General features: G+C 65.6%; 16 protein-coding genes. 8 read left to right on the top strand and 8 right to left on the bottom strand.

Annotated elements, in window-relative coordinates:
• Window positions 1-144 precede the first annotated feature (144 nt).
• The 3 genes from KAJ83_RS17860 to KAJ83_RS17850 all read left to right on the top strand — a co-directional run bounded on the left by KAJ83_RS17860 (window position 145) and on the right by KAJ83_RS17850 (window position 5038).
• A complete protein-coding gene (locus KAJ83_RS17860) occupies window positions 145-720 on the top strand; it encodes a TetR/AcrR family transcriptional regulator (protein ID WP_210683480.1) in 576 nt (191 codons plus the stop codon).
• Between the two features lie 171 nt (window positions 721-891).
• Complete coding sequence (locus KAJ83_RS17855; protein WP_210683479.1) at window positions 892-1887, top strand: carbon-nitrogen hydrolase family protein; 996 nt, start codon at window positions 892-894, stop codon at window positions 1885-1887.
• Between the two features lie 331 nt (window positions 1888-2218).
• Entirely contained in the window at window positions 2219-5038 is a 2820-nt protein-coding gene (locus KAJ83_RS17850) for an aminotransferase class I/II-fold pyridoxal phosphate-dependent enzyme (protein ID WP_210683478.1), read from the top strand.
• A gap of 25 nt (window positions 5039-5063) precedes the next feature.
• Here KAJ83_RS17850 and KAJ83_RS19445 read toward each other — a convergent pair whose 3' ends face one another.
• Window positions 5064-5282, bottom strand: a complete 219-nt coding sequence (locus KAJ83_RS19445; protein WP_246484857.1) for a hypothetical protein — start codon at window positions 5280-5282, stop codon at window positions 5064-5066.
• Here KAJ83_RS19445 and KAJ83_RS17845 point away from each other — a divergent pair.
• The 5 genes from KAJ83_RS17845 to KAJ83_RS17825 all read left to right on the top strand — a co-directional run bounded on the left by KAJ83_RS17845 (window position 5272) and on the right by KAJ83_RS17825 (window position 11375).
• Window positions 5272-6687: a biotin carboxylase gene (locus KAJ83_RS17845; protein WP_246484855.1), complete on the top strand. Its 1416-nt coding sequence runs from the start codon at window positions 5272-5274 to the stop codon at window positions 6685-6687. The genes KAJ83_RS19445 and KAJ83_RS17845 overlap by 11 nt on opposite strands.
• A gap of 25 nt (window positions 6688-6712) precedes the next feature.
• Complete coding sequence (locus tag KAJ83_RS17840; protein WP_210683476.1) at window positions 6713-7702, top strand: C45 family autoproteolytic acyltransferase/hydrolase; 990 nt, start codon at window positions 6713-6715, stop codon at window positions 7700-7702.
• 148 nt (window positions 7703-7850) lie between these two features.
• Entirely contained in the window at window positions 7851-9554 is a 1704-nt protein-coding gene (locus tag KAJ83_RS17835) for a SulP family inorganic anion transporter (RefSeq protein ID WP_210683475.1), read from the top strand.
• A gap of 139 nt (window positions 9555-9693) precedes the next feature.
• The gene (locus KAJ83_RS17830; protein ID WP_210683474.1) at window positions 9694-10113 is read left to right on the top strand and encodes a rhodanese-like domain-containing protein; all 420 of its coding nucleotides are present in this window, start codon (window positions 9694-9696) and stop codon (window positions 10111-10113) included.
• 62 nt (window positions 10114-10175) lie between these two features.
• On the top strand, window positions 10176-11375 hold the full coding sequence (locus tag KAJ83_RS17825; RefSeq protein WP_379786824.1) for an O-succinylhomoserine sulfhydrylase: 1200 nt from the start codon (window positions 10176-10178) through the stop codon (window positions 11373-11375).
• Window positions 11376-11412: 37 nt separating this feature from the next.
• Here KAJ83_RS17825 and KAJ83_RS17820 read toward each other — a convergent pair whose 3' ends face one another.
• The 7 genes from KAJ83_RS17820 to KAJ83_RS17790 form a co-directional block, all read right to left on the bottom strand.
• Window positions 11413-12336 carry a methylenetetrahydrofolate reductase gene (locus KAJ83_RS17820; protein WP_210683472.1) on the bottom strand — a complete coding sequence of 308 codons (924 nt, stop codon included), beginning with the start codon at window positions 12334-12336 and terminating at the stop codon, window positions 11413-11415.
• Window positions 12337-12450: 114 nt separating this feature from the next.
• A complete protein-coding gene (locus KAJ83_RS17815) occupies window positions 12451-14550 on the bottom strand; it encodes an ASKHA domain-containing protein (RefSeq protein ID WP_210683471.1) in 2100 nt (699 codons plus the stop codon).
• A gap of 36 nt (window positions 14551-14586) precedes the next feature.
• On the bottom strand, window positions 14587-15504 hold the full coding sequence (locus tag KAJ83_RS17810) for a methyltetrahydrofolate cobalamin methyltransferase (protein ID WP_210683470.1): 918 nt from the start codon (window positions 15502-15504) through the stop codon (window positions 14587-14589).
• A 214-nt stretch (window positions 15505-15718) separates the two neighbouring features.
• Window positions 15719-16594, bottom strand: coding sequence for a homocysteine S-methyltransferase family protein (locus KAJ83_RS17805; protein WP_210683469.1), 876 nt, complete (start codon window positions 16592-16594; stop codon window positions 15719-15721).
• A gap of 52 nt (window positions 16595-16646) precedes the next feature.
• Window positions 16647-17657, bottom strand: a complete 1011-nt coding sequence (locus tag KAJ83_RS17800) for an ArsR/SmtB family transcription factor (protein ID WP_210683468.1) — start codon at window positions 17655-17657, stop codon at window positions 16647-16649.
• A 126-nt stretch (window positions 17658-17783) separates the two neighbouring features.
• Window positions 17784-18560, bottom strand: a complete 777-nt coding sequence (locus KAJ83_RS17795) for a hypothetical protein (protein WP_210683467.1) — start codon at window positions 18558-18560, stop codon at window positions 17784-17786.
• A 195-nt stretch (window positions 18561-18755) separates the two neighbouring features.
• Window positions 18756-20255 carry a hypothetical protein gene (locus KAJ83_RS17790; RefSeq protein WP_210683466.1) on the bottom strand — a complete coding sequence of 500 codons (1500 nt, stop codon included), beginning with the start codon at window positions 20253-20255 and terminating at the stop codon, window positions 18756-18758.
• Window positions 20256-20367: the final 112 nt, after the last annotated feature.

Genomic DNA, 20367 nt, shown 5'->3' with positions numbered 1-20367 from the left:
TTCCTCCTGAGGTTGCGCGGCGGGGTGGAAGGGTGAACGATTCCGTCATAGCAAGGCCGCTCATGCCCGGCAAACCTTGGCATGCCGCCTGCATAGTTGAACGGTCGTTCCATATCGCCGAAACTGCTTGACGGAGGATGAATAATGCCGCGCACCAAGTCCTTCGATCCCGACCGCGTCCTTGACCGGGCGATGCGCGCCTTCTGGGCTCGTGGCTACGAGGCGACCTCGGTCGAGGATCTTGTCGCCGCCACGGGTATCAACCGGGCGAGCCTCTACGGCACTTTCGGCGACAAGCATGCGCTGTTCCTGAAGGCATTGGAGCATTACGGCGAGATCGGGCTTCTGGCCGGCCTGGCCCTGGAGGATACGGACCGGCCGGTGCCGGACGTGCTGCGCGATCTGTTCGATCGCCTTATCGCGCGATGCCTGGAGATGCGTGGGATCGGGTGTCTCGTCACCAATACGGTGTGCGAGTTCGGGACGCGCGACGCCGCCATTTCCGAAAGCGCGCGCCGGGCGCTCGCCCGGATGGAGAATGCGCTCGACCTGCTGGTCCGCCGCGGTCAGGAGCGGGGAGAGATCGCCGCCGACGAGTCGCCGCGCGCGATCGCTCGCTTCCTGCTCAACACCATGCAGGGCATGCAGGTCCTGGCCAAGGTCAATCCGGATGCCCGCGCGCTCTCCCAGATTGCGGATAGAACGCTTGGCACGCTCTGAGGCGCGCCGACGAGGCGGCTTTTCAAAGGACCCGGCGGGGAGTAGGTTCCGGCTCTAACCCGATCCTGGAGTTCGGCCGTCCGGCCGGCCGGGATGCCCGTGAGAGCGCGCCGACCATACGGCCCGCCCGGGCGGAAAATGGGGTTGGTCACTTAAATGGGACAGGTTGTCATGCAGCCCTTCGCAATTGCCGGCATCCAGATGTATGTCGGCGCGCACGAGGAAAATATCACCGCCATGGGCCATCGGCTCGATCTGGCGGTCGCGCGCTTCCCCTGGGTTCAAATGGTGATGTTCTCCGAACTCGCCCCCTATGGGCCGTTGCCGCACCACGCGACCGATCTGCCGGGCGCCGCCGAGGAAGCCTTCCAGGAGATGGCGCGCAAGCACGGTGTCTGGCTGTTGCCCGGATCGATGTTCGAGAAGGTGGGCGATACGATCTACAACACGGCCAGCGTCATCAATCCGCACGGCGAGGTCGTCGGGCGCTATCGCAAGATGTTTCCCTTTCGACCCTATGAGGCGGGGATCGAGGCGGGGACGGAGTTCCTGACCTTCGACGTGCCGGAGGTCGGCCGGTTCGGCGTTTCCATCTGCTATGACATCTGGTTCCCGGAGACGACGCGCACCTTGAGCGCCATGGGCGCGGAGGTGATTCTGCACCCGGTTCTGACCGGCACGATCGATCGCGAGATCGAGACGGTGATCGCGCGGTCCTCCGCCGCGATGTTCCAGAGCTATATCTTCGACATCAACGGTCTCGGCGCGGGCGGCTGCGGGCGGTCCTGCGTCGTCGATCCCTCGGGCACGGTGCTCTATCAGGCGGCCGGGCAGGAGGAGATCATCCCGATCGAGATCGACTTGGCCCAGGTGCGCCGGCAGCGCGAGACCGGCCTCAAGGGCCTCGGCCAGACCCTGAAAAGTTTCCGTGACCGGGATGTCGATTTCGCGGTCTATGACCGCCAGCGCTTCGACGGCACCTATCTCAACCATCTGGGCGCGTTGGAGATGCCGGCGCGCGGTTCGCGCGCCGGCCTCGGCGCGCCCCGTCCCGGCACGTTGGAGCCTGGCTATTCCACGCCGCTGGCAGAGCCGGCCGGCGCCGGCGCGCCGCATGGCGGGCTGAGCGGCTGGATCGGCCAGCGCCTGCGTAATACGTCCGGTTGATCGAAACATCCTTCCTCCCCAAAGGGTTTTTCGCACACCGAAGGGAAGGGTTGGCTAATCCCCTGATCGCGGCCTATGGTGACGATAGCGGGTCTCCGTGAATACTCGCAGCGCCGTTCCATGCAGGACGGCGGGTCATAAAAATAGGTGCTTGAACAGGGACAGCGACGTTTCGACCGGCTCGCGTGACCCAGCCCCTCCGAGACTCATGCAGCTTGGGGCGCGCGCGACCCATCGTATCGGCTGCAAGGGCGCGACGGTTTCCCCGATCGACGGGACGTTGCGCGCCCAGAGCCGATGCGGTGACCGGGCGGATGTCGGCTGAACGGGGATGAACGACGACGCGAACGCGACGACCGAACGCGGTACCGGATCGGTACCTGCCCGCCAGGGTTCCAAGCGGAACGACCTGACCGCGCATTACAGCGCCTCCCAATTGCGGAGCGACGGCTGGAACCGACTGAAGAACGCGACGGCCCGCTTGGCGCAGCGCCAATCGGATGGAAAGTCGCGGCGCGAGCAACTCGCCCATTTCGAGGTGACGGTCGAACGCCTGTTGGATGAACTCGACCCGATCGAGAGTTATTGGGCCTTCCCCGGCCGCCATGCGATGGATCAGCTGCGCCACATGTTCGTGCAGCGGGAATATGCGACGCTCGCCCACACGGTGGGGCGGGTCACGCGATCGCTCATGTCCGACAGCTATCGGCGGCGTCATATCCACCTGATCCCGACCGACGACGAGGAGGAGGACGACCGCGGCGCCGACACGGCCGAGGAGCGCGCCCGCGCGCGGCCCTATTTCGAGGTGATGATCGTCGATGATCTCTCCCCGCATCAGGAACATACGCTGCGCGCCTCGCTGCGCGACAAGCGCCGGGCGGAGGACCCTTTCGTCTATGAAGGCGTTGTCGTCGGTTCCTTCGAGGATGCGCTGATCGGCGTGCTCTTCAATCACAATATCCAGGCGGTCGTGGTGCGCTATGGCTTCCCGTTCGAGAGCCGGCACGACATGCCGGTGTTGAAACGCTACCTCAACCGCCTGGGCGATGAGAGCTTCGAGGATATTCCGCCGGAGGATCTGGGCATGTCGCTCGCCTATGCGATCGGCAAGCTCCGGCCGGAACTCGACGTCTATCTGGTGACCGATCAATCGGTGGAGGAGATCGCGGGCAAGGCGTGCGAGAATTGCCGCCGCATCTTCTATAACCAGGAAGATTACATGGAGTTGCACCTCAATATCCTGAGGGGTGTAACCTCGCGCTACCGCACACCGTTCTTCACCGCGCTGAAGGATTATTCCCGTCAGCCCACGGGCGTTTTCCACGCCATGCCGATCAGCCGGGGCAAGTCGATCGCCAAGTCGCACTGGATTCGCGACATGGGCGATTTCTACGGCATGAACATCTTCCTGGCCGAGACGTCGGCGACCTCGGGCGGGCTCGACTCGCTGCTGGAGCCGCACGGGCCGATCAAGCGCGCGCAGGAACTGGCCGCCCGCGCCTTCGGGGCGCGCCAGACCTTCTTCGCCACCAACGGCACCTCGACCTGCAACAAGATCGTCGTGCAGGCGCTGGTGAAGCCGGACGATATCGTGCTGGTCGATCGCGACTGCCATAAATCGCACCATTACGGCATGGTGCTGGCGGGCGCGCATGTGAGTTATCTCGACAGCTATCCGCTGAACGAATATTCGATGTACGGGGCCGTGCCGCTGCGCGAGATCAAGCACCGGCTGCTGGCCTATAAGCGGGCGGGCAAGCTCGACCGCGTGCGGATGCTGCTGCTGACCAACTGCACCTTCGACGGCATCGTCTACAATGTCGAACGGGTGATGATGGAGTGCCTCGCCATCAAACCCGATCTCGTCTTCCTGTGGGACGAGGCGTGGTTCGGCTTCGCGCGCTTCGGGCCGACCTATCGCCAGCGCACGGCGATGCACAATGCCCAGACCCTGCGCGAGCGGTTCCGGGGCGGAGATTACCGCGCGAAGTACGAGGCCTGGAAGGCCGAGTTCGACAAGCTAGACCCGGAAGACGACGCCACCTGGCTCGACCGGCCGCTGATGCCGGACCCGGACGCCGCGCGGGTGCGCGTCTATGCCTGCCAGTCGACGCACAAGACGCTGACGGCGCTGCGCCAGGGCTCGATGATCCACATCCACGACCAGGACTATAAGGGCAAGGTGGAGGAGGCCTTTCACGAGGCCTACATGACCCATACCTCGACCTCGCCGAATTATCAGATCGTCGCCTCCCTCGATATCGGCCGCCGGCAGGTGGAGCTTGAAGGCTTCGAGTTCGTGCAGAAGCAGGTCGAACTCGCGATGATCCTGCGCGAGAAGATCGCGACGCATCCGATCCTCTCGAAATATTTCCGGGTGCTGCGGGCGAAGGACATGATCCCGTCGGGTTTCCGCGAGAGCGGGATGGAGGCCTATTACGAGCCCGGCCATGGCTGGGCCGATATTTGGGACGCCTGGGCGGGGGACGAGTTCGTGCTGGACGCGACCCGCGTGACGCTGGAGATCGGGCGCACGGGGCTCGACGGCGACAGCTTCAAGAACCAGGAGTTGATGGACAAATACGGTATCCAGATCAACAAGACCTCGCGCAACACGGTCCTGTTCATGACCAATATCGGGACCACGCGCTCCTCCGTCGCCTATCTGATCGAGGTTCTGGTGAAGATCGCGCAGGAGTTGGAGGAACGTCTCGACGACAGTTCCGATTTCGAGCGCGATCTGCATGACCGCAAGGTCGCGTCCTTGATCGAGGATTTGCCGCCCCTGCCGGATTTCAGCCGTTTCCACGACAGCTTCCGCTTCGGCGGGCGGGAGGAAACGCCGGAAGGCGATATGCGGCGGGCTTATTTCCTCTCCTATGACGGGGAGAACTGCGAATATCTCAACATGGCGGACGGTACCCTTGATGCCGAGATGGCGCGCGGGCGGGAGGTCGTCTCCTCGACCTTCATCATCCCTTATCCGCCGGGTTTTCCCATCCTGGTGCCGGGACAGGTGCTGAGTCGGGAAATCCTGGATTTCATGCGCGCCCTCGACGTCAAGGAAATCCACGGATACCGGCCGGAGCTGGGCCTGCGCGTCTTCACCGAAGGCGCGCTGGAAGCCGCCGCCGCCAAGAAGAATTGAGCCGGGCATACCGGCCGACCGGGGGCTAATCGAAGCGATAGGGACCGCAGGCGAGAACAGGGAGACATTGCGTCATGGCTGCACCGAGGAAAGCCACCGCCAAGAAGGCCGGCACGAAGAAGGCTGGAACGAAGAAGGTCGGGGCAAAGAAGATGGCCGCGAAGGCGGCGTCCGCCCAGAAAACCACGGCGAAGCACGCACCGGCGCGTAAGCCGAAAAAAGTGCTGCGCGGAATGTCGGACATCCGCCGCTTCTTCCATCGCAACGAGCGGCCGATCGTCTTTATCAGCGCGACGAACTTCAACCTTCTCGGCATGGATGAGTGGGTTCGGAATTTCAAATATATCAATTATATCGACTGCTATGACGGCCGCCATCCGAACGTTTTCGTTCCCTCCGAGGCGCCGCATGCGGAGTTCCAGTCGATCGAGGATATCAATAACTACCTCCTCCAGCATAAGGAGGTATTGGATTTCACCGACCGCCTGGGCCGTCATCCGGCCGGCGTCTTCCTGATGTTCGACGACGAGACGGAGGCCCTGGCCCGCAAGGCCGGCATGAAGGTGTGGTTTCCGAAGGCGAAGCTGCGCAACCGCGTCGACAACAAGATCGAGACCGTGCGCATCGGCGACAAGGCGGGCGTGCCTTCCGTGCCGAACGTGCTCGCCCGGATCGATTCCTATGAGGATCTGCGGCGGGTGTCGAAGGACCTGGGCCCGGACCTCGTGCTGCAATCGGCCTATGGCGATAGCGGCCACACGACCTTCTTCATCTCCTCCGAGCAGGATTTCAAGCGCCACCAGTCGGAGATCGTCGGCCAGGGCGAGATCAAGGTGATGAAGCGGATCAACTGCCGTGGCTCCGCGATCGAGGCCTGCACCACCAAGCAGGGGACTATCGTCGGTCCCCTGATGACGGAACTGGTCGGGTTCAAGGAACTGACCCCCTATAAAGGGGGCTGGTGCGGCAACGAGATCTTCGCCGACAGCTTCACGCCCGAGATTCGCGAGAAGGCCCGCGACTATACCTTCAAGTTCGGCGAGCAGCTTCGCAAGGAAGGCTATCGCGGCTATTTCGAGCTCGACTTCTTGATCGATACCGAGACGGAGGAGATGTATCTGGGTGAGCTCAACCCCCGCATCACCGGGGCCAGTTCGATGACCAATCACGCGGCTTTCGCCCATGCCGACGCGCCGCTCTTCCTGTTCCATCTGCTGGAATTCTCCGACGTGCCGTTCGAACTCGACGTGCACGCGCTGAACGGCCGCTGGTCGGACCCGGACAATATCGACAGCTGGTCGCAATATGTGATGAAGCATACGCAGGATTCGGTCGATATAATCACCGAGGCGCCGGAGAGCGGCATCTATCACATGAACGAGGACGGCAGCATCGACTATTCCCGTTTCGACTATCACCGCCGCGCGGTGGCGAGCGAGAACGAGGCCTTCTTCCTGCGCATCTCCGGTGTCGGGGATTATCGTTACGAGGGCGCGGACCTCGGCATCCTGGTGACGCGCGGGCGCTTGATGACCGACAATTTCCGGCTCAATACCCGGGCGAAGAAATGGATCGACGGTATGCGCGCCAAGTTCAAGGGGCGCGGCCTGCAGCCGGTGCCGCAATCGGGCGCCTACAAGATCCTCTAGAACGGGGCGCGATCGGGGCGATAGGGTGGAACTGACCTTCCAGGCGTTGGAGATCGACAAGGCCGGCCGGAAATGGGCGACTCTCTTCGCCCAGCTCTGGCCGGCCTATCGGCGTTGGTACCTTTCCGACGGGTTGGAGCAGCGCCCGACCTATGTCGCCTGCCGCGATGCGATCGCCGCGCATATGCCGGAGTTGCTGCAGACCTATGAGCGGCTGTGCGACTGGGCGGGCGGCGGAGACTTGGCGGCGCGGTTCCTCAGCCTGTGGAAGCCGCCCGCCTATATCTCCGGATGCAGTCAGGTGGTGTGGCTCGGCGAGCGGCCCTTGCTGATCCGCAATTACGATTACGCGCCCGCGCTTTCCGACGGGTTGATCATGAAGACGCGCTTCGGCCGCACATCCGTCCTGGCGATGACGGATTGCATGTGGGGCGTGTTGGATGGGGTGAACGAGCGTGGGCTGGCCATCAGCCTGACCTTTGGTGGGCGCAAGACGGTGGGCCCGGGTTTCGGCATTCCGCTGATCCTGCGCTATGTGCTGGAGACCTGCTCGACCGTGGCCCAGGCGACGGAGACGCTCTCCTCCATCCCGACGCACATGGCCTATAACGTGACGGTGGTCGATCGCGGCGGGCGGTTCGCCACGGCCTATCTGGCGCCCGACCGCAAGCCGGTGGTGAAGGCGGTCGCCTATGCCACGAACCACCAGGGCCGGATCGAATGGCACGATCACGCGCGCGCCACCGCGACGCTGGAACGCGAGCAGTTCCTGCATTTCCGCATCAACGATCCGGACATGACGGAGGACGCCCTGATCGCCGCCTTCGCCAAGCCGCCGCTCTATACCAACGCCTATCGCACGGGCTTCGGCACGATCTATACGGCGGTTTATGACCCGGTGGCCGGGACGGCGCGATTCATCTGGCCGGACGGTTCCTGGGATCTATCGGTCGATGGTTTCGCGGAAGGGCGGATGCCGATCACCTTCCAATCCGGTACCCGCGCGGTCGGGTAGCGTCCGGGAAAGGGCGCGGTACGCCCGCCTTCCGCGTCAATCCGTCGCATGACGCGGGCCGGTGCGCTCGGCGCAAATGGACCCCTCGCATTCACGTCCCCTTGTCGGCGGTTTCCGCCGCCGGCCTTCCTGCGTCAGGTGAGTCCCCATGTCCGATCCCGCCGCCACGTCCATTTCCCGGCCGAGTTTCGCGGAACTCTTCACCCCGAAGCTCGTGACCGTGCTGCGCGAGGGCTATGGCCTCGCCGGATTGCGGGACGACGCGCTCGCCGGAATGACGGTCGCCGTCGTCGCCCTGCCGCTTTCCATGGCGATCGCCATCGCCTCCGGCGGCACGCCGGCCCAGGGGCTCTATACCGCCATCGTCGGTGGCTTCCTGGTGTCGGCGCTGGGTGGCAGCCGGTTCCAGATCGGTGGGCCGGCGGGGGCCTTCATCGTGCTGGTGGCGGCGACGGTCCAGCAGCACGGAATGGAGGGGTTGTTCACGGCGGTCCTGCTCTCCGGGCTTCTGTTGACGGTTTTGGGGCTGCTGCGGCTTGGCACCTATATCAAGTTCATCCCCTATCCCGTGACCGTCGGCTTCACCGCCGGCATCGCCGTCATTATCTTCGCCAGTCAGTTGCGCCCCTTGCTCGGCCTTGCCCTGGAAGGGGATGAGCCCGGGCCGTTCCTGGAGAAACTGCCCGTGCTGGCCGCGTCCCTGGGAACCTTCAATCCCTGGGCGGCCGGCATAGCGGCGGGGACGATCCTGATGATCGTCGGGGTGAAACGGTTCCGGCCCGGCTGGCCCGGCATGTTGATCGCGGTGGCCGTGGCGTCGGCCGCCGCGGCGGCGATGGCGGCGCCCGTCGCGACGATCGAGAGCGCTTTCGGCGGTGTGCCCCGCACCTTGCCGAGCCCCAGCCTGCCCGACCTGTCCTGGGCGCAGATCGTCGCGGTGGCGCCAAACGCCGTTGGCTTCGCGCTGTTGGGGGCGATCGAATCCTTGCTGTCCGCCGTGGTGGCCGACGGGATGACGGGGCGGCGGCATCGGTCGAATTGCGAGTTGGCGGCGCAAGGGGTGGCGAACTGCGCCTCCGCCCTGTTCGGGGGCCTCTGCGTCACGGGCACGATCGCGCGCACCGCCACCAATGTACGCGCGGGCGCGCGCGGACCGGTCGCGGGCATGCTGCATGCGCTGTTCCTGCTGGCCTTCATGGGGCTGGCGGCGCCGCTCGCCGGCTATATCCCGCTCGCCTGTCTTGCGGGGGTCTTGGCGGTCGTCGCCTGGAACATGATCGAATGGCAGGCGCTTTCGGCGCTGTTTCGCTCTTCACGGGGGGATGCGGCGGTGCTGGGCTGCGTCTTCCTGATCACGGTTCTGCGCGACCTGACGGAGGCGATCGTGGTGGGCGTGGCGCTCGGCTCCGTCCTGTTCCTGCACCGCCTTTCCCGCATGACGGCGGTCAGTGCCGACCGGCCCTTCGTGGACGAGGACCGGGCGGATGGCGCGCCCGACCGGCGCCAGGCCTATGACGGGCGGACGGCAAGCGACCCGGACGTCGTCATCCTGCGCATCACGGGGGTTTTCTTCTTCGGCGCGGCCGGGTCGGTCGGGGCCGTCCTCGACCGCATCGCGGACAGGCACAGCGCCTTGGTCGTCGATTTGAGCCGGACCGCCCTGATCGATTCCACCGCCGTCCAGACGTTGGAGATGCTGCACCGCAAGGCGTCGCGGCGTGGCGTGCGCATGATTTTGTGTGGTGTCGGACCGGAGGCCGAGCGCGCGCTCGCCGCGCAAGGGCTGGCGCCGCCCGCCATCCCCTTCGCCCCGGACGAGGTGGCGGCGCTCGCCCTGGCGCGCGGTCCATAGGCCGCATTAGCCCCGATATTCCACGAACGATATGTTGCACCGCCCATTTGTCCTTTTCTTTTGTGTGAAATTATTCTATGAGCATGGGGCCGGTCGCGGGCCGGCAGGATTTCGACAGGGCAAGGGGAGTTTGGGTCCGATGGCGGACTATGCGGGCGATCTTGATCCGAAAGCGGCCTGGAAGATGCTGGAATCGGAGCCGGCGGCGGTGCTGATCGACGTACGCACGCTGGCCGAATGGCAATATGTCGGGGTTCCCGATCTCTCCCCCCTCGACCGCAAGGCGGAATTCGTGGAGTGGCAACGCTTTCCCGACGGCTCCCCCAATGCGGAGTTCGTGGAGCAGGTGACGCGCATCGTTCCCGATCCGGAAGTGCCGGTGCTGTTCCTCTGCCGGTCCGGCGTGCGGTCGATGCATGCGGCGATCGCGCTGACGGAGGCCGGCTACGCCCACTGCTACAACGTGGCCGAAGGGTTCGAGGGCGACAAGGACATGGCCCAGCATCGCGGCACCGTCGGTGGCTGGAAGGTCGCCGGCCTGCCTTGGCAACAGGGCTAATCCGGACTGGACGCTCGACCGAGCGGCTCACGGTATATTCGTATTTTCGATTGGATCGCGGGATGGACGGTATGACCTCGAAACCGGTGGACGGCGGCCTGGGCCGGGACACGGAACTGGTACGCGGTGGGTTGGAGCGCAGCCCCTTCCGGGAGACGAGCGAGGCGCTCTTCCTTACCTCCGGCTATGTCTATGACAGCGCGGAGCAGGCGGAGGCCGCCTTCAAGGGCGAGACCGACGCCTATATCTATTCCCGCTACGGCAACCCGACCGTCACCATGTTCGAGGAACGCCTGGCGCGCTTGGAAGGGGCGGAGGCCTGCCGCGCCACGGCGAGCGGCATGGCGGCGGTTTTCTCCGCGCTGGCCTGTCAGCTTTCCGCCGGCGACCGGATCGTGGCGAGCCGCGCGCTCTTCGGCTCCTGCAAGATCGTCGTCTCGGAAATCCTGCCGCGCTTCGGTGTCACCTGCACCATGGTGGACGGCACGGATCTCGACCAATGGCGGGATGCGCTTGAACAGGGGGCGGAGGCGGTTTTCCTGGAGACGCCTTCCAACCCGATGCTGGAGATGGTCGATCTGGCCGCGGTGTCGAAACTGGCCCGCGCGGCCGGCGCGTGCGTGGTGGTCGACAACGTCTTCGCGACACCGCTCCTGCAGAAGCCGATGGAACTGGGCGCGGATGTGGTCACATATTCCGCGACCAAGCATATGGATGGGCAGGGACGGTGCCTCGGTGGCGCGGTGTTGGCGAGCCAGGCCTTCATCGACGAGAAGTTCGTGCCCTTCTATCGCCATACCGGCCCCTCGCTCTCCCCCTTCAATGCCTGGGTGATGGTGAAGGGACTGGAGACGCTGCCACTGCGGGTCGAGCGTCAGTGCCAGAGCGCGGAGCGAATCGCCCGTTGGCTCGAAGGCCGGGGTGCGGGCGTGACGAAGGTCTGGTATCCGGGGCTCGAGAGCTTCGCCCAGCACGATCTGGCGAAACGTCAGATGAGCGGCTACGGCACTCTCGTCACCTTCGAGGTGGCGGGCGGCAAGGATGCGGCCTTCAAGGTGTTGAACGCGCTGCGGCTGATCGATATCTCGAACAATCTCGGCGATGCGAAGAGCCTCGTCACCCACCCCGCGACGACGACGCACCAGCGCCTGAAGCCGGAGGAACGCGCGCATCTCTGCATCTCCGACGGCGTTATCCGCCTGTCGGTCGGGCTGGAGACCGTGGACGATCTGATCGCGGATCTGGACCGGGCGCTGGGCTAACATCCCCGCCGACGGTTATTCCCTGGCCGCTATCCGCTCACTCCACCGAATATTCGGTGGAGAAGCCGCCCTTACGCTGAAGTTGGATCTTGCCGTCCTGCACGCCGTGCAGCCAGGCGGCGGATTTCTTGAGCCCGCCCAGCGGATAGAGGTGGCACTGGCGCACGCCGAATTCCGGATTGCGCGCCCGCTCCATCGCCAGATCGCGGACCAGCTTGTCCGGTTCGCGCACCGTCATCAGCTTGGTGATGTTGGCCGCCTGACGGGTCAGCACGCGCATCGAATTGCCGATGCCGCATTGCTGGGCATGCTTGAGCAGGGTCTTGATGGTGGCGAGGCCGGGGATTCCGATATGGATCGGTAATTCGTTGCCGACCTCCTCGCGCAGATGGCGGTCCCATTCGACGATCGGCTCCGCCTCGAAGCAGAACTGGGTCGCGATATACATCGACAGCCCGTTTTCCTTGGCGAAGGCGTTTTTCTCGCGGATCGCGCGGTCGCATTCCTCCGGCGGGATGTCGGGGCTGCCCTCCGGATGGCCGGCGACACCGATCCTGGATATTCCGTATTTCTGGAACAGCCCGGTGCGCAGAACCTGCATGCTCTCCGTGAATTCGCCGACCGGGTTGTCGACGCCGCCGCCGATCAACAATGCCTCGTCGATCCGGCATTCCCCGTGGAGCATCTTCAGGTTCTCCTCCAGGAACGCCTTGGAGGGGATCGAGCGCGCGGCGAGATGCGGCACCGGGCGCATGCCCTGCGCCTTCAGCTTCTTGACCGTCGTCACCGTGTCGGCGAAGTCCGAGCCCGGCAGGAAGGTGACATAGACCGTCTGCCCCTCGCGCAGCAGATCGCGGAAGTCGTCGATCTTGGCGGCGCCGTTCGGCGTCACCTCGAGCGAACAGCTGCTCATGAAATCGATGATCTGGTCGACCTCGTTCATCGCTCTCACTTCCGTCATCGGCCTTGCTCCCGCCTGGCGCCGGTATGGGTGCGACTATCCGGTGCCCATGAATGTTTCCGGGGCGCAGAATTACGCGCGACGCGTCCCATCACCCACGAATTCGCGACCCGTTTAGCCGCGACGACGACGCCGACGGCGCCCGCCATCCTCGCCGTCGCCATTGCCGGCTTTCGCGGCCTGCTTGCGCGGGGGCAGGGTTACCGCCTCCCGCAGCTTGGGGAAGGGCGCGGTCTTGTGCGGGAAGGCCATGGCGCCGACGAAATGTTCCTGGAACCGGGGCTCCACGGCGGTTTCGATCTTCTCGATGTCGCGCACCGTCTTGCGAATCCAGTCGCGGGCCTTGCGGTTCAGCAGCGCGATGCGCGCGCCCGTTCCGGCGGCGTTGCCGACCGACTGGACCCGGTCGAGATGGCAGTCGGGCACCAGCCCCAGGATCATCGCGTATTTCGCGTCGATATGGCTGCCGAAGGCGCCGGCAAGGACGACGCGGTCGGGTTCGCGCCCGAATTTATCCACCAGTAACTGCGCCCCGGCATAGAGCGCCGCCTTGGCCAGTTGGATCGCGCGCACATCCGCCTGCGTTATCCGGATTTCCGGATCGCGCCCACCGGCCGGGCGGCTCAGGACATAGGAGAAGGTCCGCCCCTCCGCGACGATGCGCTCGGTGCGCGCCGCCATGGCGCCGTCGATCACGCCGTCCTCGTCGATCAGGCCGGCCAGATACATCTCCGCCAGCACCTCGATGATGCCGGAGCCGCAGATGCCGGTGATGCCGGTGCGCCGCGCGGCCTCGTCGAAACCTTCCTCGTCGGACCAAAGATCGGCGCCGATTACCTTGAAGCGCGGCTCCAGCGTCTCGGGGTCGATGCGCACGCGTTCGATCGCGCCGTTGGCGGCGCGCTGGCCGGCGGAAATCTGCGCGCCTTCCAGCGCCGGGCCGGTCGGGCTGGAGCAGGCCAGCAACCGTTCCTTATTGCCCAGCACGATTTCCGCATTGGTGCCGACATCGACGATCAACGTCACCTCGTCGAGTAGATGCGGCGCTTCCGACAGCACCACCGCGGCCGCGTCCGCGCCCACATGACCTGCCACGCAGGGCAGGAAATAGGCGCGCGCGCCCGGATTGACCTTGCCCTCCAGCCCGATCTGGGAGGCCCAGACGCGAAGCGCCTCGTTCGTCGCCAGCGCGAAGGGCGCCCAGCCAAGCTCCGTCGGGTCTATTCCCAGCATCAGGTGATGCATGATCGGATTGCCGACAAGGGTAAGTTCCAGCACGTCGGTCGGGTCGATGCCGGCCTCCGTCGTCGCCTGCAGGATCAGGAAGCCGAGCGTCTCGCGCACGGCCGCCGTCATTTCCTTGTCGCCGCCCGGATTCATCATGACGTAGGAGACGCGGCTCATCAGATCCTCGCCGAAGCGGATCTGGGGGTTCATCGCGCCCACGGAACTGACGACCTCGCCGCTTTGCAGGTCGGTCAGATGCACCGACATGGTGGTCGAGCCGATGTCGACCGCGCAGCCAAAGGACCGATCGTGGAATCCGGGCCAGGCATGAACCAGCTTATGCCCATTGCGCACCGCCGCCGTAACCTTCCAGTCCCCGGCGCGCAGTGCCTTTTGCAGATGTTGCAGAACGGGCAGGTCCGCGCGGTCGACACGGATGTCCCATTGTTCCTCAAGCGCCGCTTCCAGCCGCTCCAGATCGCCGGAGGGGTGATGCATGTCCGGTTGACGGACCTCGACATAATGCAGGGTGACGACCGGGTCGATCTCGATATTGCGGACCTCGGCGCGCTTGCGCACGACCTGTTTGTGGACCTGGCTGTCCTCGGGCACGTCCACGACGAGATCGCCCAGGATCACGGCGGAACAGCCAAGGCGCCGGCCGTCCTTCAGCCCACGCTTGTCCTTATAGCGGGTCTCGACCTGGGAGAAGGCGGAGAGGTGGTCCGGCTGGCTTCTGACCTTGAACTTGGAGAAGTCACCGAAGCCCGGCACCACCTGGCATCGCCCGCAGATGCCCCGGCCGCCGCACACGGAATCGAGATCGACGCCGAGCGTGCGGGCGGCTTGCAGGATCGGCGTGCCCACGGGGAAATCCCCATGCTTGCCGGAAGGGGTGAAGACCACATGGGCCAAGCGCGACGGCGGCGGATCCTGATCGTCCGCCGCCGCCCCGTTCACGTTCTGGACCGTTACCGGATCCGCCATGCCGCCGATCCTCGACTGATTCGCGGGAAGGGTCGATCAGGCGACGCGGCGCCGGCGCCGTTCGCCCCGGCCGCCGCGCGCGCCGGTTCCGGCCTCGGCGCCCTCGGCCGCGGGTTCGCGGAAGCGGCGGATCCAGCTCGCGCAGTCCTTGTCGTGACCGGCGATCACGTCCGCGCCCCAGACGGAGTGCATCTCCTGCTCGTGCAGCGGGTTCATGATGGCCGTCGTCATGCCGGCCCCGATCGCCATCGACAGGAAGGAGGCGTTGAGGCCGTGTCGGTTCGGCAGGCCGAAGCTCATGTTCGACGCGCCGCAGGTGGTGTTGACCTTGAGTTCCTCGCGCAGGCGGCGGATCAGGCGCAGCGCGCCCTGGCCCGCATTGCCCAGCGCGCCGATCGGCATGACCAGCGGGTCGATCACCACATCCTCGCGCGGGATACCGAAATCGGCGGCGCGCTCGACGATCGTCCGGGCGACCTCGAAGCGGACATCGGGGTCCTCGGAGATGCCGGTCTCGTCGTTCGAGATGCCGACGACCGCGCAATTATACTTCTTCACCAGCGGCAGGACGGCCTCCAGCCGCTCCTCCTCGCCGGTGACGGAGTTGAGCAGGGCCTTGCCCTGATAGACCTCCAGGCCGCGCTCCAGCGCTTCCACGATCGAGCTGTCGATACACAGCGGCACGTCGGTCAGCGACTGCACCAATTGGATCGATTTCGCCAGGATATCCGGCTCGTCGGCCAGCGGGATGCCCGCATTGACGTCGAGCATATGGGCGCCCGCCGCGACCTGGGCCAGCGCGTCCTTCTCCACCGTCTCGAAATTATATTCCTTCATCTCGGCGGCGAGCTTCTTGCGCCCGGTCGGATTGATGCGCTCGCCGATCACCGTGAAGGGGCGGTCGAAGCCGATGATGTGGGTCTTGGTGGCGGAACTGATGACGGTGTCGGTCATGGCGGCGTTTCCCGGCGAAATGTGGCGCGATGCGTGGCGGCGCGGGTGGTCGGACGATCATCCGTCCACCGCCGTTTTGTAGGAAATCGCCGTACCGCCGGAATGCGCGGCAACGTCGCTTACCGTCGCCGCAGCGTCATCGGGGGCGATGCGGCTATGTCCACCGGGGAAGAAAGTCCCTCCCCCCTCTCGTGGGGGAGGGATGTCGGTAGCCTCAGACCTTCACGGCGACCGGGGCGGGCATCTCCGCCTCGGGGAAGGTGGTCCAGCTCGACGCGGGCTCGAAGTCGTCCACGCTCGTCTGGTCGCGCAGCCAGCCGAGAACGGGGCGCAGATTGTCCTCCGCCCGCTGGCGTAGCGCCTGATCGATGCGCGCCGTCTGCTCCGGCGTCGCGCCGCCGCCGATCAGATTGACCCGGCCATCGGCGATCGCCGCGTCGAGCCAGGCCGTCCGCGCGGCGTCGCCCTGGCGGTAGCGCACGACCCCGTCGCAGGAATCGAGCGTGCGCGGCCCGAAGCCGGGGCCGGTCTCGGTCTTCTGCAGGAAGATCGCCGTCTCGCAGCCGAGCGCCGCCCGCGCGCGCCGCGCGCCGGAAAGCATGGCCTGGATGCGGCCCAGGCCCGGCATGACGTCGAGCAGGATGCCGTCCGCCCCGCCGGCGATCAGACCCTGGACCTGGGTGTCGACGGCGGCCTCGACCTCGGCCGGGCCGACATCCCAACCGTCGTCGCGCACGACACCCAGCACGAAGCGCCGCCGGCCGCGGCCCGGTACGCTGTCCACGGCCTCGGCCGCCGCCTGGGCGCCGTTGTAGTTCAGGATGAAGGTTTCCTCCGCCATCCCGTGGGCGGCCAGGGTCAGCGGATTGGCGCGCAGCGTGTTGGTGCGGATCACGTCCGCCCCGGCCTCCAGGAAGGCCTTATGGGACGCACGAACCAGATCGATCCGGGTCAGGTTCAGGGCTTCGTAGAGATCGGTCTGGCCGAAGAAGTCCCGCGCCGGGTCGATCGCGGCGCCACGCAGGCTGCGGGCCACGGAACCGTCGGTCAGCGTGACCCGATGGGTAAGCGTATCGCGGATGGTGCGCATGGGCTTCTCGCCTCCTCCTTCACCCGACCGCTATGGGCTCGACGCCGTTCGCCTAGCCCGCCGCGAGGGCGTTCTCGTTCGCTTCGGCCGGCCGTTCGCCGACCCATAGGCAGACCGTCAGCGGCCCACCCTCCAATGTCTCGACGGGATGGACCTGAAATCCGACGTCCCGCATCCACTCCCGCACGTCCTCCTGCTCGAAACCGGCCCAGCGGTGCTGATGCTCGGCCCGAAGCTCGGCCAGATTGTGCGCCTCGAAATCGATCACCACCAACCGTCCGCCGGGGGCAAGAACGCGTGCGGCTTCCTCCAGCACCCGGGCCGGTTCGTCCGCGTAATGTAGCACCATATGGACGGAAACGCTGTCGAACGCCCCGTCGGCGAAGGGAAGCTGATACATGTCGCCCTGGCGCACCTGACAGTGGTTGAGGTGCGCCCGGTCGATCGCCGCCCGCGCGATGGACAGCATCGCGGATGAACTGTCGACGCCGACGGCCGCCTCCGCCCGGGGGGCCAGAAGCTCCAAAATCCGGCCGGTGCCCGTTCCGACATCGAGGAACCGGCCGAGCGAACGCGCGCCGCGATCCGCGCCGAAAACGCGAACCAGCGCTTGATTCACTTCCTTTTCGTCGACATGCAGCGCCCGGATGCGGTCCCAGCGCTTGGCGTTGCGGGCGAAGTAGTCCTGGGCGGCGCGGTCACGCTCCGCCTTGATCTTCTGCAGCCGATCCAGATCGCGTCCGAGTGTCCGGTCGTCGGCCGGCAGCAGATCGATCACCGCCTCCGCGAAGCGCGCGACGGCGGCATGACGGTCCGCGTTCTTGTCGGAAAGCGTCGGCGTCCCGATCCCGGCCAGGCGGTAGCGCGCCCAGTTGCCTTCCTGGAAACGTTCCAGCAGGCCGGCCTCCACCATCAATTTCAGATGCCGGGAGACGCGCGGCTGGCTCTGCCCCAGGATGCGGACAAGTTCGGAGACCGTCAGCTCCGCATGCGCGCACAAGGCCAGGACCCGAAGCCTCGTCGGTTCGGCGGCGGCGCGCAGGCCTTGCAGCAACTCGTCCATGATCGACGCCTCGTAGCGCGTTTCCTCCTACATATAAAAATATCTTTATATGGTTTTGTCAATCGGCTTCCGCATGGACCGCCCGGCAGGGGCCGCAGGCGGAGATCATGGGGGCACGGGCGGGGATCACGGGCGGGGCGAGGGGACACCGACGGTCAGGTTCTGCTCCGCGCGCAACGTATCGTACCAATGGGTATAGACGTTCGACGCCTTGAGGAGGTCGGGGTCCGGGCCGCGCACGGGCTCGCCCTTGTGGTCGATGTGGAAATATTCCGCCATCAGCCAGCGCTCGCGATAGATCGAGCTGAGCGAGAGGAACGCGCCGGCCAGCCCCTTCGCCCCCATGGCGTTCAAATCCTCTAGCAATCGGTCGGTCGAGGGCCACCATTCCGGCGTCGGCGACGGGTCGGTGCCGTCGCGCATGCGGCGCAACGCCGCCGTGTCGAGGGCGCGAACCATTGAGTAATGCACGCCCACCAGCGCGAGCGAGGCTTTCTCATACCCCATCTGGCGCGCGCGCAGCAGCATGCGATAGCCGCGCTCCCGCACGCCGGGTTGCTTCGCGGGGTCGCGTTCGAAGCCGAAGGCGGTGCCGCCATGCCACAGGAAATAGCCGAGGGTGTAGAGGCTGACGACGTCGCTACGGCCCATGTTGCGCCGTTCGACCTCCAGGAAGCATTGCTTCGCGCGGGCGCGCCAGACGGCGTCCGCCTCCCCTTCCGGATGGGGGACGGACCAGGCGAATTCCCCGACCCCGGTCCAGCCATGGCGTTCGGCATAGGACCAGAATTGATCGAAATTCCCGTCGAACAGGCGCAGATGGCGTTCGCCGCATTTCTCGGGTTGGAAGTCGGCGGGGGCAGCCGGTGGCCCGCGGCGCTCGCTGGCCTGCGGGGACGTCATATCCCCTGTCGCCGCGAGGGCGAGAAGGATGACGGCACCGAATACGCGCCGCGCATTGGACGCGAAAGGACGGGAATCGCTTTTCATAACCGCAGTTTCGGTCGAATCGCCGTCGCGGGGCAAGCGGTGAAGCAACGCGCCGGCCGCCGGGCCGCCGACAAGGGGGCGTCCCAAGGGCGCCGCTCAGTCGCTCTCCTACTTGACCAGCGTGACGGGCACGCGGATCGACATGCCCCGCCCATCGATCAGCAGGAGATCGACCGACTTGTTCGCCTCGGTCGGCGCATTGCCTTTCCGGGTGACGGTGACCAGGGATTTCGTGGTGGTGAGGGGCTTCAATTCCGCCTCGATCGCCGCCGTGTCCGTCGGCACCAGGCTATAGGGCGGTGTCCCCCCCTCGAGCACGAGGTTCGCGGTCTTCTTGGGCTCCGACGCCTCGATCCGCAGGACATCCGGACTGGCGGTCAGGCCGGCGATCGCGCCGGTATCGCCGATCGAGGCCTTGCAGGCCGCGATATCGTCGGTCGAGATATCGGTCGGCCGCAACGTGACGTCGCCGAGCGCGGTTAGGCGCAGCAGATTCTCGTCGATTTCCGAATAGATCGGCGTCAGGCTCTTCGCCAACGCGATGGCTTTATCGAGAGCTTTGGACGTGGCTGGTGCATCCTCGCATTTTTCGCGGATGTCTTTGAGAGTCGCATTACCTGCAGCCTCGTTATTGGTCCCCTTCTCCTGTTCCGTAAAGAGGGGGATGCCCTCTATTCCCGAAGCCTTCGCCGTGACGGGGGCGTTCAATCCCGAAATATTGGTGAAGCCCGTGCCGAAGCTGTTCTGGATTCCCGCGATATAGGCGACGAAATCCGGTTCCGCCTTGGCCAGGGCCAGGGTGGTCTGGCGCTGTATGGCCCAGGTCGTGCCGCTGAGGGTCGCGGCCAATTCGTTCAGCTTGGTCAAGGCCTCGCCATGTTGGCGCCTGGCTTCTCCGGTCTTCCGCAGATAATCTTTGGCATCTTCCCCGATGCGTTCGCGGATATCCTTCACACCCTTGATCGTGCAGGCTTTGTCGTCAGTCCCGCTTTCTGCCGTCCCGTTTGCTGCCGTTTCGCCGGGCGGCGCGGGGATGCGGGACAGGGCCGTTTCCACCTTGGGCCAGAGAATGAGCAGACGCTCGGAGGCCCGCTGTAGATTGGCGTGGGTCTGCTGGAAGGTGTGAATCGCCGTGTCGGCGCCGAGGGTATCGGCGCGCTCCGCCACGCAGGCGAAGCCCTCCATCGCCTTCTCGTAGAACATCCGGCGGATACCGATGGGTTGGGAGGATTGCGCGGCATAGAACAATCCGCCGGCAAGCCCGGCGCCGATCAGATAGTCGTTATGCGCGTCATAGGCGATCAAGCCGGCCGCCGCCGCGATCAGGCCGAGGATGCCGGTCTGGGCGGCGCGCTGTTCCGCCACGTCGTCGCGCACCTGGGCGAGATAGAGCGCCTCCATCTTCCGGGCGAGCGCGCCGGATTGGCGGATCGTCAGATCGAGTTTCTCGATCTCGGCGATCTCCGCCCGTTTCTCGGGGTCGTCATAGACGTCCGCGTCGAATTCCCGGCTGGTCACGAAAGGGCCGGAACAGGCGGCGAGCAACAGCGCCGCGGCGAGGGCCGGCGCGCTATTCCTGACAACCGTGGCGAATGAACCGCGTATCATCCCACGTCCCCCCGAAGTTCGTGGCCAATGACCCACCCAACCCTTGGTAAGGTGATTCTATTCGGGGGTGCAAGTAAAACGCGATTGCCCGCTCGTGATGCGGGGGGGGCGG

Origin of the sequence: Marivibrio halodurans, from assembly GCF_017963645.1 — a bacterium.
Classification (GTDB): Bacteria; Pseudomonadota; Alphaproteobacteria; order UBA8366; family Aestuariispiraceae; genus Marivibrio; species Marivibrio halodurans.
Note: the sequence above shows the minus strand (reverse complement) of the source record. Positions and strands in the feature narration are given on the sequence as shown.

Coding starts and splice junctions, on each gene's coding strand:
- KAJ83_RS17860 (WP_210683480.1), top strand. CDS start 145: ATGCCGCGCACCAAGTCCTTCGATCCCGACCGCGTCCTTGACCGGGCG.
- KAJ83_RS17855 (WP_210683479.1), top strand. CDS start 892: ATGCAGCCCTTCGCAATTGCCGGCATCCAGATGTATGTCGGCGCGCAC.
- KAJ83_RS17850 (WP_210683478.1), top strand. CDS start 2,219: ATGAACGACGACGCGAACGCGACGACCGAACGCGGTACCGGATCGGTA.
- KAJ83_RS17845 (WP_246484855.1), top strand. CDS start 5,272: ATGTCGGACATCCGCCGCTTCTTCCATCGCAACGAGCGGCCGATCGTC.
- KAJ83_RS19445 (WP_246484857.1), bottom strand. CDS start 5,282: ATGTCCGACATTCCGCGCAGCACTTTTTTCGGCTTACGCGCCGGTGCG.
- KAJ83_RS17835 (WP_210683475.1), top strand. CDS start 7,851: ATGTCCGATCCCGCCGCCACGTCCATTTCCCGGCCGAGTTTCGCGGAA.
- KAJ83_RS17830 (WP_210683474.1), top strand. CDS start 9,694: ATGGCGGACTATGCGGGCGATCTTGATCCGAAAGCGGCCTGGAAGATG.
- KAJ83_RS17825 (WP_379786824.1), top strand. CDS start 10,176: ATGGACGGTATGACCTCGAAACCGGTGGACGGCGGCCTGGGCCGGGAC.
- KAJ83_RS17820 (WP_210683472.1), bottom strand. CDS start 12,336: ATGACGGAAGTGAGAGCGATGAACGAGGTCGACCAGATCATCGATTTC.
- KAJ83_RS17815 (WP_210683471.1), bottom strand. CDS start 14,550: ATGGCGGATCCGGTAACGGTCCAGAACGTGAACGGGGCGGCGGCGGAC.
- KAJ83_RS17810 (WP_210683470.1), bottom strand. CDS start 15,504: ATGACCGACACCGTCATCAGTTCCGCCACCAAGACCCACATCATCGGC.
- KAJ83_RS17805 (WP_210683469.1), bottom strand. CDS start 16,594: ATGCGCACCATCCGCGATACGCTTACCCATCGGGTCACGCTGACCGAC.
- KAJ83_RS17800 (WP_210683468.1), bottom strand. CDS start 17,657: ATGGACGAGTTGCTGCAAGGCCTGCGCGCCGCCGCCGAACCGACGAGG.
- KAJ83_RS17795 (WP_210683467.1), bottom strand. CDS start 18,560: ATGACGTCCCCGCAGGCCAGCGAGCGCCGCGGGCCACCGGCTGCCCCC.
- KAJ83_RS17790 (WP_210683466.1), bottom strand. CDS start 20,255: ATGATACGCGGTTCATTCGCCACGGTTGTCAGGAATAGCGCGCCGGCC.